16 protein-coding genes and 1 pseudogene are annotated in these 13,978 nt (G+C 63.6%); 9 read left to right on the top strand and 8 right to left on the bottom strand.

From position 1 onward, the window contains the following. The first annotated feature begins 38 nt into the window (after positions 1-38). From NKI50_RS25015 to leuB, 4 genes are all read left to right on the top strand, one after another. Positions 39-968, top strand: coding sequence for an Ivy family c-type lysozyme inhibitor (locus NKI50_RS25015; RefSeq protein WP_352641060.1), 930 nt, complete (start codon positions 39-41; stop codon positions 966-968). A 148-nt stretch (positions 969-1,116) separates the two neighbouring features. Next, a complete protein-coding gene (locus tag NKI50_RS25010; protein WP_352495997.1) occupies positions 1,117-1,500 on the top strand; it encodes a RidA family protein in 384 nt (127 codons plus the stop codon). Between the two features lie 51 nt (positions 1,501-1,551). Continuing rightward, on the top strand, positions 1,552-1,902 hold the full coding sequence (locus tag NKI50_RS25005; protein WP_352570210.1) for a VOC family protein: 351 nt from the start codon (positions 1,552-1,554) through the stop codon (positions 1,900-1,902). A 140-nt stretch (positions 1,903-2,042) separates the two neighbouring features. Continuing rightward, the gene (leuB, locus tag NKI50_RS25000; protein ID WP_352495996.1) at positions 2,043-3,146 is read left to right on the top strand and encodes a 3-isopropylmalate dehydrogenase; all 1,104 of its coding nucleotides are present in this window, start codon (positions 2,043-2,045) and stop codon (positions 3,144-3,146) included. A 58-nt stretch (positions 3,147-3,204) separates the two neighbouring features. On the opposite strand, the gene NKI50_RS24995 is transcribed toward leuB, so the two are convergent. After that, a complete protein-coding gene (locus tag NKI50_RS24995; protein ID WP_352717880.1) occupies positions 3,205-3,918 on the bottom strand; it encodes a DUF805 domain-containing protein in 714 nt (237 codons plus the stop codon). 88 nt (positions 3,919-4,006) lie between these two features. Further along, positions 4,007-5,839 carry a DEAD/DEAH box helicase gene (locus NKI50_RS24990; RefSeq protein WP_352587998.1) on the bottom strand — a complete coding sequence of 611 codons (1,833 nt, stop codon included), beginning with the start codon at positions 5,837-5,839 and terminating at the stop codon, positions 4,007-4,009. A 200-nt stretch (positions 5,840-6,039) separates the two neighbouring features. On the opposite strand from NKI50_RS24990, the gene NKI50_RS24985 reads away from it, so the two are divergent. From NKI50_RS24985 to NKI50_RS24975, 3 genes are all read left to right on the top strand, one after another. Then, positions 6,040-6,189: a hypothetical protein gene (locus NKI50_RS24985; protein WP_023721917.1), complete on the top strand. Its 150-nt coding sequence runs from the start codon at positions 6,040-6,042 to the stop codon at positions 6,187-6,189. Positions 6,190-6,293: 104 nt separating this feature from the next. Continuing rightward, the gene (locus NKI50_RS24980) at positions 6,294-7,328 is read left to right on the top strand and encodes an aspartate-semialdehyde dehydrogenase (protein WP_023721916.1); all 1,035 of its coding nucleotides are present in this window, start codon (positions 6,294-6,296) and stop codon (positions 7,326-7,328) included. 159 nt (positions 7,329-7,487) lie between these two features. Then, positions 7,488-7,871, top strand: coding sequence for a GNAT family N-acetyltransferase (locus tag NKI50_RS24975; RefSeq protein WP_352548521.1), 384 nt, complete (start codon positions 7,488-7,490; stop codon positions 7,869-7,871). Between the two features lie 3 nt (positions 7,872-7,874). Here the strand turns inward: NKI50_RS24975 and NKI50_RS24970 are convergent. Next, positions 7,875-8,281: pseudogene (locus NKI50_RS24970) on the bottom strand (ACT domain-containing protein). A 259-nt stretch (positions 8,282-8,540) separates the two neighbouring features. Between NKI50_RS24970 and NKI50_RS24965 the strand changes: the two are divergent. Both NKI50_RS24965 and NKI50_RS24960 read left to right on the top strand, forming a co-directional pair. Then, positions 8,541-8,951: a DoxX family protein gene (locus NKI50_RS24965; protein ID WP_023721914.1), complete on the top strand. Its 411-nt coding sequence runs from the start codon at positions 8,541-8,543 to the stop codon at positions 8,949-8,951. A gap of 192 nt (positions 8,952-9,143) precedes the next feature. Continuing rightward, complete coding sequence (locus NKI50_RS24960; protein ID WP_023680734.1) at positions 9,144-9,407, top strand: YMGG-like glycine zipper-containing protein; 264 nt, start codon at positions 9,144-9,146, stop codon at positions 9,405-9,407. A 93-nt stretch (positions 9,408-9,500) separates the two neighbouring features. Here NKI50_RS24960 and rpsP read toward each other — a convergent pair whose 3' ends face one another. The 5 genes from rpsP to NKI50_RS24935 all read right to left on the bottom strand — a co-directional run bounded on the left by rpsP (position 9,501) and on the right by NKI50_RS24935 (position 13,930). Next, positions 9,501-9,902 carry a 30S ribosomal protein S16 gene (gene rpsP, locus NKI50_RS24955; RefSeq protein ID WP_023721913.1) on the bottom strand — a complete coding sequence of 134 codons (402 nt, stop codon included), beginning with the start codon at positions 9,900-9,902 and terminating at the stop codon, positions 9,501-9,503. A gap of 51 nt (positions 9,903-9,953) precedes the next feature. After that, positions 9,954-10,280 (bottom strand): chorismate mutase, encoded by a 327-nt coding sequence (locus NKI50_RS24950; RefSeq protein ID WP_023721912.1) that lies wholly within the window; start codon positions 10,278-10,280, stop codon positions 9,954-9,956. Between the two features lie 7 nt (positions 10,281-10,287). Beyond that, positions 10,288-11,898, bottom strand: coding sequence for a signal recognition particle protein (gene ffh / locus NKI50_RS24945; RefSeq protein ID WP_352481079.1), 1,611 nt, complete (start codon positions 11,896-11,898; stop codon positions 10,288-10,290). A 490-nt stretch (positions 11,899-12,388) separates the two neighbouring features. Next, the gene (locus NKI50_RS24940) at positions 12,389-13,180 is read right to left on the bottom strand and encodes a CPBP family glutamic-type intramembrane protease (protein ID WP_352717877.1); all 792 of its coding nucleotides are present in this window, start codon (positions 13,178-13,180) and stop codon (positions 12,389-12,391) included. A 147-nt stretch (positions 13,181-13,327) separates the two neighbouring features. Next, positions 13,328-13,930: a DUF1236 domain-containing protein gene (locus NKI50_RS24935; RefSeq protein WP_023721909.1), complete on the bottom strand. Its 603-nt coding sequence runs from the start codon at positions 13,928-13,930 to the stop codon at positions 13,328-13,330. Positions 13,931-13,978: the final 48 nt, after the last annotated feature.

Raw genomic sequence — 13,978 nt, 5'->3', positions numbered from 1 at the left:
ACAGACCGGGTTCGTGGCGGCTGAACGGAGGGACAGTCATGACACGTTCGCTTCTTGTCGGCGCCTGCGCGCTGGCGTGGATTCTGATGCCGGTGGCTGGCGCGCATGCACAGACCGACATGGTGCTCGTGCCGGCTGACGATGCGCCCGGCAGGGCCGCCGACCAGGGCGCGTTGAGCAATGCGGCCCTAGCCGACAATGACAAACAGGCGCCGATCCCGTTCGAGGGCGGCCAACTGACCATCACCCAGGAGGAAGAGTACGGGGAACGGGTGCTCGCCTTCGACGGCAAGGAACTGGCGCGCAATTACGACGTCTTCTTCGACAAGATCGTCGAGGTCGGCGGCGTCAAGGTGGCGCTGATCGATGTCGGCGACGGCGGCAATCAATGCGGCCCGGCCAAGGTGATCGTGTGGAAGCCGGAAGGCGGCACGATCCAGACGGTCACGGTCGAGCAGGACGAATGCGGCGCGCCGCCGACCGCGATCTCCGACAGCGCCATCTATTTCGTGCCCTATCTGCTGCCGGGCGATTCCAAGCCGGCGCTGCAATGGTCGCCGACGGCCGGACTGATGACTTCCGGCAATCTCACCTACATGCCGGAGCCGGGCACCGACTGGAAAGACGTCGATCCGTCGAAATACGACAACATCATCGACGCCTTCCACAACGAGGCTGTCTACAGGCTAGCCGAGACGCTGCTTGGCAAGGACATGCCCGACATGGCGACCAGCCTGCTGGTCGGCGGCGGCACGGAAAAAACCGCGTCGGGTGCCTTCTTTGCCAGCGGCTGCGTGCCGCATGATTGCGGCGGCAATGACGGCTTCATGGCGGTCGACCCGGTCAAGCACAAGCTCTATTTCGCCCGCCGCGGCGACAAGCCCGAGCCGGACGCGTGGCCAGCGGTGAGTACATGGCCGGCCGACGTCAAGGAAGCGCTGGACAAGGCGCTGGGGTCGGCGAATTAGGTACTTTTGCAAAGCGCAGTGACCACCACGCCTTGGACGAGAGGGCTTTGTCGAGGCGGGAGACTCATAACAACCGTCAGTTCTATCTGGCCCATGGCGGGATCGGCTCGTTCCCTGCAAGATATCCGCGACGATTTGCGGAGGACCCATGCGAAAACTGATCTCCACCGGTTCGCCCTTCGAAAAGACCGCCGGCTATTCGCGCGCCGTGGTGCAGGGCGACTGGTGTTTCGTGTCCGGAACGACCGGCTACGATTATGCGACCATGTCGATGCCGGAGACCGTGGAGGCACAAACGCGCAATTGCCTGACGACGATCGCCAAGGCGTTGCGAGATGGCGGCTTCGAAATGGCTGACGTGGTGCGGGCACATTACTACATCACCGATGCGGCTTTCGTAGATGTGGTGTTCCCGATCCTCGGCGAGGCGTTTGGCGAGATCAGGCCGGCAGCAACGATGATCGTGTGCCAGCTCAACAAGCCGGAAATGAAGATCGAGATCGAGGTGACGGCGCTGCGGCGCACAGCCTGATACCTGTCACGGTTGTGACAACGATACGGTTAGCACGAGGATCGGCCCATGGTGAAGGTCAGACGCATCGTTGCAAACATAGACACGCAGGATATCGCGGCGGCAAAACCCTTCTATCAGGATGTGCTCGGCCTCGATCTCAAGATGGATATGGGCTGGATCGCTACCTATGGCTCGCAAGAGACGATGTCCGTACAGGTCAGTTTCATGGCCGAAGGGGGATCAGGAACGCCGGTGCCGGACATCTCTATCGAAGTCGACGACGTCGATGCCGCGCTTGAAAGCATGAGGACGGCCGGCTTTGCCATCGAATACGGTCCGGCGGACGAACCCTGGGGCGTGCGGCGCTTCTTCGTGCGCGACCCGTTCGGCAGGCTGGTCAATATCCTTTCGCATCTGTAGACGTTTTGTCTTGAGCATCGGATTTTCCCAAAACCGGTTGCCACTTTTGGGTCCGATGCTCTGAACCGCAGGCTTGCGCGTCGGTCGCTTGGCGTTTAGCAAGGCCGCGTTCATGCGCTAAAATAATCGGGACGGTTCTCATGGCTTCGAAAAATCTTCTCCTGCTTGCCGGCGATGGCATCGGCCCCGAGGCGATGGCCGAGGTGAAGAAGCTGATCGCCGCGATGAACGACAAGCTCGGCAGCGATTTCGTCACCGATGAGGGCCTTGTCGGCGGCTGCGCTTACGACGCACATGGCGCGGCGATTTCCGATGCCGACATGGCCAAGGCAATGGCGGCGGACGCGGTGCTGTTTGGCGCCGTCGGCGGACCGAAATGGGATGCCGTGCCTTACGAGGTGCGCCCGGAGGCGGGTCTGCTGCGGCTGCGCAAGGACATGGAGCTGTTCGCCAATCTTCGACCCGCCATTTGCTATCCGGCGCTGGCGGCGTCCTCCTCGCTCAAGCAGGAGGTGGTCGAGGGGCTCGATATCCTCATCGTGCGCGAGCTCACCGGCGGCGTCTATTTCGGTGAGCCGAAGCAGATCATCGATCTCGGCAACGGCCAGAAGCGCGGTATCGACACCCAAGTCTACGATACTTTCGAGATCGAGCGCATTTCGGGCGTTGCCTTCGAATTGGCACGCACGCGCAAGAACCACGTCACCTCGATGGAAAAGCGCAATGTGATGAAATCGGGCGTGCTGTGGAACGAGGTCGTCAGCCAGACGCAAAAGGCCAGGTATGCCGACGTCAAGCTCGACCATATGCTCGCCGATGCCGGCGGCATGCAGCTGGTGCGCTGGCCCAAGCAGTTCGATGTCATCGTCACCGACAATCTGTTCGGCGACATGCTGTCCGACATCGCCGCCATGCTGACCGGCTCGATCGGCATGCTGCCGTCGGCCTCGCTCGGCGCGCCGGATGCGAAGACAAAAAAGCGCAAGGCGCTCTACGAGCCGGTGCATGGCTCGGCGCCCGACATCGCCGGCAAGGGCATCGCCAATCCGATCGCCATGATCGCCTCCTTCGCCATGTGCATGCGCTATTCCTTCGGCATGGTGACTGAAGCCGACAAGCTCGAAGGTGCGATCGCCGCCGTGCTCGACGACGGCCTGCGCACCAGGGATATTCATTCGCCGGGGATGACCGAGGTCGGCACCGCTGAGATGGGCGACGCGATCATCGCCAAGTTCCTGGGCTGATCCTGTGTAGGTCGACGTCCGCTGGGCGACTGCCGCCGATGCGGCGGCACTCCCGCGGTTAGATTTGGACACCCGCCGGCACCGGACCCCACTGGTTTTCACGCGGCTGGGTCGGGATCAGCGCAAAGATCAGGATGATCACGGTGCCGAAGGTCGGGATCAGGAAAAGCAGGAAGAGCCAGCCGGTCAGGCCGATATCGTGCAGGCGGCGCACGTTGAGCCCGAACCACGGCAGGGCTGTCGCCAGCAGGAAGAGGCCGCAAAGGCCGACCGTCACTGCCGGCAATTCACTGTTGTCGAGATTGCCCATGGCGTCGTCGATGAAGACGCCGAGTCCTGTCGCCACGATCAGCGCGATCGTCCAGAACAGGCAATAGGTCCAATATTCCTTGCGGCGGGCACGGCCGGCGAAGTTGAAATAATTTTCGGTCAGGCCACGCGAGAAGTAGCTCCACAGGCCGGTGGATTCGGCGGTTTGATTTTCAGCGGAACGGCCGAAATGTTGCGGCTGACGTGCCGCGGGCGCATTGCCGGCCTGAGATGGGGCGGCCGTTGCAGCGGAGGCACGGGCGGGTGCACTGGCAGGTTGGGCGTGGATCGAAAAAACATCGCGTGCCCGTCCGCCAGCCGGCTGGAATTCGACGGTCGTGCCTCCGGCAACCGACGCTTGGCGGCGCCAGTCCTCGCGCGCGAAGCTGTAGCGGTTGCCATCGGCCCCGGTAATGAAACCGAAGGCCTGGTCCTCGTCATAGTGAAGAACTTCGCCGCGCATGTCCTGCCCACCCCATTGCCCTGCCCCAGACTGTGCAAAGTTCCGGTAGACCGCAAGGGGCGTGCGCGAAATGGAAGGGGCAGGCTATTCACCCCGGCCGTTTCTTCGATTTCTTGTGTTTCGCCGGTCCGCCTTCGAATTTCGCCTTGGCCGGTTTGCCGGCCCAGGGCTTTGCCTCGAATGCCGGGCGCTGGTCAGCCGGTGCGCGCTTCTCGAATTTGGGCGCGTTCTGATCGAATGTCCGCTTGCCGCGGTGCGGCTTCTTGTCGGGGCGCGGCTCCTGATAGCCGGCCCGCGACAGATCGGGCGTGCCGTCCAGCCGCTTGACCGCAATGTTGCCCTGCAGCTTGCGGTCGGGGCCGATCGCGGCGAGGAAGCGCTCGGCCCAGTCCGCCGCGATCTGCACGAAGGTTTCTTCCGGCTGCATCTTGATGGCGCCGATCTCGCGCTTGGAGATGCCGCCTGTCCGGCACAGCATCGGGATCAGCCAGCGCGGCTCGGCATTCTGCCGGCGTCCGACCGACAGCGAGAACCAGACGCTGTCGCCGAAATCGTCGCGGCGGCTCGGTGCCTCGTCCCGGCGCGCAAATTTTTCGCCCGACGGCGTGAACGGTGCGACGTCGAGAAGATCCTCCGGCGCCGAGCGGCTGGAGCGGCACATCCGTACGAAGGCTGCGGCGACCTGTTCGGGTCCGTGCTGATCGAGAAGCGCCTGGACGAAGCCTCGCTCCTCATCCTTCATAGGCTCGCTGAGGACCGGGTCGGCGAGAATGCGCTCGTCATCGCGCCGGATCACGTCGTCGGCCGAGGGCGGGCTCGCCCAGGTCGCCGCAAGGCCGGCACTCTGCAGCAGCCGCTCGGTGCGTTTGCGGGCATTGTTGGGCACGATCAGCGCGCTGACGCCCTTGCGCCCCGCCCGTCCCGTTCGCCCGCTTCGGTGCAGAAGCGTCTCCGGGTTGGTCGGCAAGTCGGCATGGATCACCAGCTCGAGGTTGGGCAGGTCGATGCCACGCGCCGCGACGTCAGTGGCGATGCAGACCTTGGCGCGGCCGTCGCGCATCGCCTGCAGCGCGTGGCTGCGCTCGTTCTGGCTCAGCTCGCCGGACAGTGCCACGACGGAAAAGTTGCGGTTGTTGAAGCGCGCTGTCAGGTGATTGACGGCGGCACGCGTGTTGCAGAACACCAGCGCGTTCTTCGCCTCATAGTACCGCAGCACGTTGATGATGGCGTTTTCGCGGTCGGCCTGCGCGACGCCCAGCGCCCGGTATTCGATGTCGAGATGCTGCTTCTCCTCGCCCGAGGCCGAGATGCGCACGGCATCGCGCTGGTAGCCCTTGGCCAGCGTGGCGATGGAGCGCGGCACGGTCGCGGAAAACATCAACGTGCGGCGCTCGGCAGGGGCGGCGTCGAGGATGAATTCCAGGTCCTCGCGAAAGCCGAGATCGAGCATCTCGTCGGCCTCGTCGAGCACGACTGCCTTGAGCGCCGACATGTCGAGAGAATTGCGGGTGATGTGGTCGCGCAGGCGGCCGGGCGTGCCGACGACGATATGGGCGCCACGCTCCAGCGCGCGTCGCTCGGTGCGCATGTCCATGCCGCCGACGCAGGACGACACCGTGGCGCCTGTCAGCTCGTAGAGCCATTCCAGTTCGCGCGTCACCTGCAGGGCCAGCTCCCGTGTCGGCGCCACGGCCAGCGCCAGGGGTGCCGCCGCGTGGGAAAAGCGCTCGGCGCCGTCGAGCAGCGTCGGCGCCAAGGCCAGTCCGAAAGCGACGGTCTTGCCGGAGCCGGTCTGGGCTGAAACCAGCGCATCGGCCTGACCGAGCTCAAGAACCGCTTTCTGCACCGGTGTCAGCTCGACATAGCCGCGTTTTTCCAGCGCCTTTGCCAGCGCGGGGACAATAGCTTCGAAGTTGGACATATGCTTCTTTCGAAATTCGGATTCTTAAATGCCCGGCGACGGGTCTGATGTCGGCAAGCGCCACGACGGGCGCCACGAGCCAAACGATGCCCGTTCGTACTTCGTGCCGCCCTCATTGTACAGGGCGGGCGATCCGCCTGGTTGCGATTGACTCCTTACGCAAACCGCGTAAAAGCCGGCACCGAACGGGATAGTTTTCGATGCGCGGCCTTTTGATGGCGCTTCTTGCCTTCGACATCCCCGGCCCCAATGCGAACCATTGGGCCGGACGTCTCGGTGCGCCTTTCCGTTCCAGCAAAACCACGTTCTTGGTCAAAAAAACCGGTAAAACGACCACCAAAACGGTCTGATTCCCTTGGCCTAACCACCCTCTCCCGGGTCCGGCCCGGGGTGAAACCCGCATTGGCCGGCGGGTTTTCTCCAGAAACCGAGCGGAGAGGGACAGGAGATTTCGATGAGTTTCAAGGTTGCGATCGTCGGCGCCACGGGCAATGTGGGCCGGGAAATGCTCAACATACTGGAAGAGCGCGGCTTTCCGGTGAGCGAGGTGGTGGCGCTGGCCTCGCGGCGCAGCCAGGGCACGGAAGTGTCGTTCGGCGACCGCACGCTGAAGGTCCGGACGCTCGACCAATATGATTTTTCCGACACCGACATCTGCATCATGTCGGCCGGCGGCAACGTCTCCAAGGAATGGTCGCCGAAGATCGGCAAGCAGGGCTGCGTCGTCATCGATAATTCATCGGCCTTCCGCTACGACCAGGACGTGCCGCTGATCGTTCCCGAAGTGAACCCGGATGCGATTTCGCTGTTCACACGCAAGAACATCATTGCCAACCCGAACTGCTCGACGGCGCAGCTGGTCGTGGCGCTGAAGCCGCTGCATGACTTCGCCACCATAAAGCGCGTCGTCGTCGCTACCTACCAGTCGGTCTCCGGCGCCGGTAAGGAAGGCATGGACGAACTGTTCACGCAGACGCGGGCGGTGTTCGTCGCCGATTCCGTCGACGTCAAGAAGTTCACCAAGCGCATCGCCTTCAACGTCATCCCGCATATCGACGTCTTCCTCGACGACGGCTTCACCAAGGAAGAATGGAAGATGGTGGCCGAGACCAAGAAGATGCTCGATCCCAAGATCAAGCTGACGGCGACCTGCGTGCGGGTGCCGGTGTTCATCGGCCATTCGGAAGCGGTCAACATTGAGTTCGAGAAGCCGATCACCGCCGATGAGGCGCGCGAGATCCTGCGCGAGGCGCCGGGCTGCCAGGTCATCGACAAGCGCGAGGACGGCGGCTACATCACGCCGCTGGAATCGGCTGGCGAGGACGCCACCTTCATCTCGCGCATCCGCGAGGATTCGACCATCGACAACGGCCTGTCGATGTGGATCGTCTCCGACAATCTGCGCAAAGGCGCGGCACTCAACGCGGTTCAGATCGCGGAGCTGCTGGTCGAGCGCGGGCTGATCCAGCCAAAGAAGAAGGCGGCATAACTTCTCGCTCACGGGCCGCATCGCCGCTTCGCGGCTGGCCCTCCGCGGGGGCGCCGGACGGCCGGCGGCCCGCGGTCGCAGGCTTGTGAGATGAGCATTGCGACTAAAATCGCGCTGCGTCCGGCTAACGGGTCGGACGCAGGCGCAATTGCCAGGATCATGCGCGCAGCGCTTTCGTCGTTCGACTGGATGCCGGTCCTGCATACACCGGATGAGGAGATGGCCTTCATCAGCGGCACCGTGCTGGCGCAGCAGCACGTGACGGTCGCCGAAATCGACGCGGCCATTGTTGGCTTTGTCGCCGTTGCAGGAGAATGGGTCGAGCAGCTCTATCTGGATCCTGCCTGGACTGGCCAAGGCATCGGCGCCCGGCTGCTGACACAAGCAACCGCGAATTTGCCGGTTGTGAAATTGCATTGCTTTCAGTCGAACTCAGGCGCTCGGCGCTTCTACGAGCGCCATGGTTTTCGCGCGGAAGCTTTGGGCAACGGCACGAACAATGAAGAGCGATTGCCCGACATTTTGTACGTCCGAAGGCATTGATCCTTATCGTGCGGCGTCCGCAGCGAGTTTCTGCAAAACATCCAGCGCCTCCTCCGCCCGGTCGGCGGGCACGAACAGGTGATCGTGGTAGAAGGCCGAGACCGGATTGACGCCGATGCCGGCGGTGGCCAGCCGCGCGGTGATGGCGGCGAGGAAGCCGACCGCTTCCAGCGACGAATGGACGTTCAGCGTCAGCATCCGGCAGCGGAACACGGTTTTCAGGCCAGCGGTCTTGGCCTGGTCTTCAAGCACGATCAGCGTCATGCCCTGTGCTCGCGAAACAGCATTACCGGATCGAGCTGGTCGGGAACGGCCGCATCAGGTGGCAACGTGGTGAAGACATGAACGCCGGCAAGCAACTCCGGCGTCATTGCCGCCAGCAACTTTTTCAGGTCGGTCTCTCCGGCCATCGCTTACTTTCGTTGTGCGATTAGGCGGCTGCTGCCGTCGAGCGCTCGGGAGATACCCTTACGGATTTCCAATAACGCCCTCCACCTCACCTCGCAAGGTGGACTTGGCCAGGTTGGTTGCTGGCTGAACTTGCACATCCAAGGTCGCCGTCCCCGGAGTGAAAAAGCACTGGAGGCATGTCGGATGGCCGTCATGGGACGCGTCCTTGGTTCGAGCTGGCAGAAAAGCCAGTGCTCGCAACGACCGGAGGGAACATCAATGACCAAGTCTCAGGCAGCATCCGTCTCACCGCGCGCCCTCTGGGCCGGTCGCGTGCTCAGCGCCGTCATCGTGCTGTTCATGATCTTCGACGGCGTCATCAAGCTACCGCCGCTCGAAATCGTCACCCAGACCATGGTGCAGCTCGGCTGGCCAGCCGATGCCAATGTCTCGCGCATGCTCGGCATCATTGGATTGGTCTCGACAGCACTTTATGTACTGCCGCGCACCTCGGTGCTCGGCGCCATCCTGCTCACCGCCTATCTCGGCGGCGCCATCGCCACGCATGTGCGTATCGGCAGCCCTTTGTTCTCGCATATGCTGTTCGGCGTCTACCTCGGCGCCATCCTCTGGGGCGGCCTGTATCTGCGCGATCCAAGGGTGCGCGCGCTGATCCCGTTCAGCCAATAGCAGCGACTTCCAAAGCCGTTCGATGGCGGCCACGCCGCCAGAGAGGGCGCTGTCTGCCGCCGCCTTTCTTCTCTTTGGATCAAATCGAGCGCCGCCCGGTCTGCTGCCGATCTTCTTCTTTGGATCAAATTGGCTGGTTGCGAGTTAGGGGGCGCAGCGGCGAGGACGGCACCCTGTTGGAGAGGAACGACAATGAAAAAGGTGATGATCTTGATGGCCCTGCTGGTGCCGCTCGGTGCCTGCTCCCGTACTGAGCAAGGCGCGGCCGTTGGTGGCCTGGGCGGTGCGGCGGTCGGCGCCGCAGTGGCCGGCAACCCGACCAAGGGCGCGGTGATCGGCGGTGCGGCCGGCGCCTTGGCCGGTGCGCTGATCGGCCGTGCCAGCGAAAGCGGCCAGTGCCGTTATCGCGATCGCAATGGCCGTGTCTACGTTGCGAGTTGCCCGGAAGGCTATTGATCGGGCCGCATCATACGGATGGACAGCAAAACGGCGGGCAAAGGCCCGCCGTTTTGTGACTGGTCAGCCGTTTTGTGAAGGGCAATCGATGACTTATTCGGCGCTGGCGGCTTCCGCCTCGGCCGGCGCGGCGGAAGCGGCGGCAACAGCGGCTGCAGCTTCCTCCTGCGCCTTCTTCAGCAGGGCTGCGCGCTCTTGCGCCTTCTTGCCGGGCTCGGCCTTCTTCGGGTTGGCGCGGGCTTCGCGCTTGGCGAGGCCGGCCTCGTCGAGGAAGCGCAGCACGCGGTCGGTCGGCTGGGCGCCGTGCGACAGCCAATGCTTGACGCGCTCGGCGTCAACCTTGACGCGTTCGCCGTCCTTGGGCAGCAGCGGGTTCCACGAGCCAAGCGACTCGATGAAACGGCCGTCGCGCGGCGAACGGGCATCGGCGACGACGACGTGGTAATAGGGACGCTTCTTCGAGCCCGCACGGGCCAGTCGGATTTTCAGTGGCATTTCTTTTCTCCTAAAAAGCTCTGATTTGGTTGATCGGTTGGTGGCTGGTCCTCAGCCGGTTTTCGTTATGCCGTTGGATGCGGCGATCTGCTCGTGATGGCGGATCACTTCGCGGACGACGAAGTTCAGGAATTTTTCCGCGAAATCCGGGTCGAGATGGGCGTCCTTCGCCAGTTGGCGAAGACGGGCGATCTGCTGCTGCTCGCGTGCCGGATCGGCAGGCGGCAGGCCATGCTCCGCCTTCAGCACGCCGACCGCCTTGGTGCAGCGGAAGCGCTCGGCCAGCATGTGGATCAGCGCCGCGTCGATGTTGTCGATCGAGGCGCGATAATTGACCAGCGCCGCGCGCGCGTCAGCCATGTCCTTTTCTTCGTTCATGGCGCCCTCATTTCTTCTTGCCGAGGCCAGGCAGCCCGCCGCCGGATCCCGGCAAACCAGGGAGCTTCATGCCGCCGGGCAAGCCAGGCAGGCCACCGCCAGCGGGAAAGCCGCCGGGCAGGCCCTTCATGCCGCCGAGCCCGGCCGCCTGTGCCTGCTTCTGCAAGGCCTCGAGCTGCTTGGGGTCCATCTTGGACAGATCGGGCATGCCGCCGCCCATCATGCCGCCTTGGCCGCCCATGCCGGGCATCATGCCGCCGAGCCCCATCTTGGAAGCGAGGCCGCCCATCATGCCGCGCATCAGGCCGCTACCTTTGCCCTTGCCGCCCATCGCCTTCATCATGTCGGCCATGCCGCGATGCATCTTCAACAGCTTGTTGATTTCGGCCGCGTCGGTGCCCGAGCCGGCGGCGATGCGCTTCTTGCGCGAGTGCTTCAGAATATCGGGATTGGCGCGCTCGGCCTTGGTCATCGACGAGATGATGGCGAGCTGGCGGCCGAACATCTTGTCGTCGAGACCGGCGGCGGCCATCTGGTCCTTCATCTTGCCCATGCCCGGCATCATGCCCATGATGCCGCCCATGCCACCCATTTTCGACATTTGCTGAAGCTGGCCGGCGAGGTCGTTCAGGTCGAACTTGCCCGACTGCATCTTCTTGGCCATCGCCGCCGCCTGCTCGGCGTCGATGTTCTCGGCTGCCTTTTCGACGAGGCTGACGATGTCGCCCATGCCGAGGATGCGGTCGGCGATGCGCTTGGGGTGGAATTCCTCCAGCGCGTCCATTTTTTCGCCGATGCCGATCAGCTTGATCGGCTTGCCGGTGACGGCGCGCATCGAGAGTGCTGCGCCACCGCGACCGTCGCCGTCCATGCGGGTCAGCACGAGGCCGGTGATGCCAACACGCTCATCGAAGCTTTTCGCCAGATTGACGGCGTCCTGGCCGGTCAGCGAATCGGCAACCAGCAGGATCTCGTGCGGCGACGACACCTTCTTGATGTCGGCCATCTCGACCATCAACGGCTCGTCGATGTGCGTACGGCCGGCGGTGTCGAGGATGACGATGTCATGGCCGCCGAGCTTTGCCGCCTGCACGGCGCGGCGGGCGATGTCGACTGGCGTCTGGCCGGCGACGATCGGCAGCGTCGCGACCTTGACCTGCTCGCCGAGCTGACGGAGCTGCTCTTGCGCGGCGGGACGCCGCGTGTCGAGCGAGGCCATCAAGACCTTCTTGTTCTGGCGCTCGGCCAACCGCTTGGCGATCTTGGCCGAGGTCGTCGTCTTGCCGGAACCTTGCAGGCCGACCATCATGATGACGACCGGAGCCGGCGCATTGAGGTCGATGGCGACGCCCTCGGCGCCGAGCATCTCGACCAGCTCGTCATGGACGATCTTGACGACCATCTGGCCGGGCTTGATCGACTTGACCACGGCGGCGCCGACGGCCTTCTCGCGCACCTTGTCGGTGAAGGAACGCACCACTTCCAGCGCCACGTCGGCCTCGAGCAGCGCGCGGCGCACCTCGCGCAGCGCCGCCGAGACATCCGCCTCCGACAAGGCGCCGCGGCCGGTGAGGCCGTTCAGGATCGAACCAAGACGTTCCTGTAGCGATTCAAACATTCTTTTTCCTTTTCCCTGGCACCCGGATGATGCCCGAGAGGTAATGCGTTCGCGCCAGCTGTCCAAGCAAAAGCCGGTCCGGGCAAAAGCCCAAAGCCAAAAAGCACCCGGGGGCGCACAGCGCTGCCGGGTGTTGGCCTCCGGGATCGATTTACAGCACTTCACCTCAAAGAGGTTTCGGCGTCCCGGTCGGTTTGCTCGGAGGAATACTCGTCGCGGAATTTCGCGGCGTGTAGACAGGAAATCGGCCGCGGAGTCAAGCTTTGGTCAGGCTTTGCGCCAAATATGCTCAGGACAACCAGGCAAGGCGCATCAGCGCACGCTGCTGGCGCGCGCCATATCCGGCTCGACCTTCAGCGGGGAGCGCGGATGCAAAAGCAGCAGAACGGTCAACAGGCTGCTGACGATGCCGATCGCGGCGATGAGGACGGCGTCTGAAGTCGTCCAGCCGGCGGCTTCGAGCGGCTTGGCGTTGAACAGGGCGAAGGAATTATAGCTTTGCTGGGTGCGAAATCAGCAGGAAGCCGGTCAGATTGTTGCCGAGATGGGCGCCGAAGCCGGCACCGAGATTGCCGGTTGCATAGACCAGAAGCGTCAGCAGCAGCGCAAAGGCGGCGATCGAGGCCAGCACGCAGGCATTGATCGCGGCGCTCGAGCCTGGGCTCCAATGTAGCGAGGTGAACAGCAATCCCGGCAGCAGCGCCCAGATGAAAGGGTTCTGGAACCGGCTCGCCAGGCCCCTGAGCAGATAACCGCGAAACAGCATCTCCTCCGACGAGGTCTGCAGAAAGGTCAGCGCAGCGATCGGGATCAGGAACAAAAGCCACGAGGACAGGCCGATCGTACCGCGCGCAATATCGGGCTGCAGGCCGTAAAGCAGGATCTCGGAAAGCAGCGAGGTGATCAGCACGGCGGCCAGCCCTTTCAGGAACCCCGACCATGAAATGCGCCGGCTGACGCCGATCAGGGCCGTCAGCTTCTCGCGATGGATCCAGCGCATGGCAGCCCAAAGGCCGAGCCAGATTCCGGCAAACGAAGCCAGCGCCGCGAGGATGCCCGCTGGAGAGGCCATGAAATCCTGCACCGCTCCTCCACCTGGCGGGGCGGTGCCAGACGACGCCTGCCAAACGGCAAAGGCATAGGTGCCGCCGAACAGCACGGCGGCAGTGATTCCGAGCCAGAACAGGATGACGACGACCGTTCCAAGCAGAAGGCGCGGCAAAGTGGTCTTCTCGTTGGCGGTGTGCCGGTACTGTTGGAAGGCGGTCGGGTCGATCGTCACGCGGGCTCGCTGGCTGGTGCTTCGGCTCGCATGATCTAGAGCATCGGACGCAAAAGTGGAAACCGGTATTGCAGCGGCAATGCCGGCTTGTGGCAATGTCGGGGTGTGAGCGGCCGCCATTACAGGGCGACCGCCCTGTTTTGCGCGTCAGCGCACGACGTACACGATACGCCGGCTGCTCGGATCGACCAGCGCCGGCTGGCCGTTCACATAGACGTAGCGATAATCATAATCGGGTATCTCGCGCAGCTCGACGGTGTCGGGCAACATCGCGCCGGTAACCACCTCGCCTTCGAGATAGACCGGATCGAGCCGGTTCGTTTCGACATAGGTGCGGATTTCCGCCGGCGGCCGCCGGATGGGCTCGATCGCCTCGCCGGCAACGATCGCTCCGGTATAGCTGTCGGAATATTCGGCGCTATCGGCAGGCGGTGTCACGACGGCAATGTCGGCGCCGGCCGGACGCTGTGTCAGGACCACACGGCTGCCGCCGAAATCGGCCGTCACATAGTCGGAATAGACCCAGCCCTGGCCGTTGGCCTCGGCGATGGTGCACCATTTGCTGTTGGCGATGCAGCCGTCGAGCGTCGCCGACTGGCCGGCCGCGAGTACCCCGATGACCGGATATTGCGGGCCGGGGCCGGCGCGTACATTGAGATCGGTGATGGCCGAGACGGCGGTTTCGGCCAAAGCAGAGCCCGACATCGCTATGAGCGCTCCGGCCACCGCCGGAAACAATATGCGTTTCATGGTTTTCTCTCCGTTTCACAGTCCCTCGGGACCGAAAACGAAGCAAAG

This window comes from Mesorhizobium sp. M0563 (assembly GCF_040321065.1).
GTDB lineage: Bacteria > Pseudomonadota > Alphaproteobacteria > Rhizobiales > Rhizobiaceae > Mesorhizobium.
The sequence above is the reverse complement of the archived record's forward strand: the minus strand, read 5'-3'. Positions and strand labels throughout refer to the sequence as shown.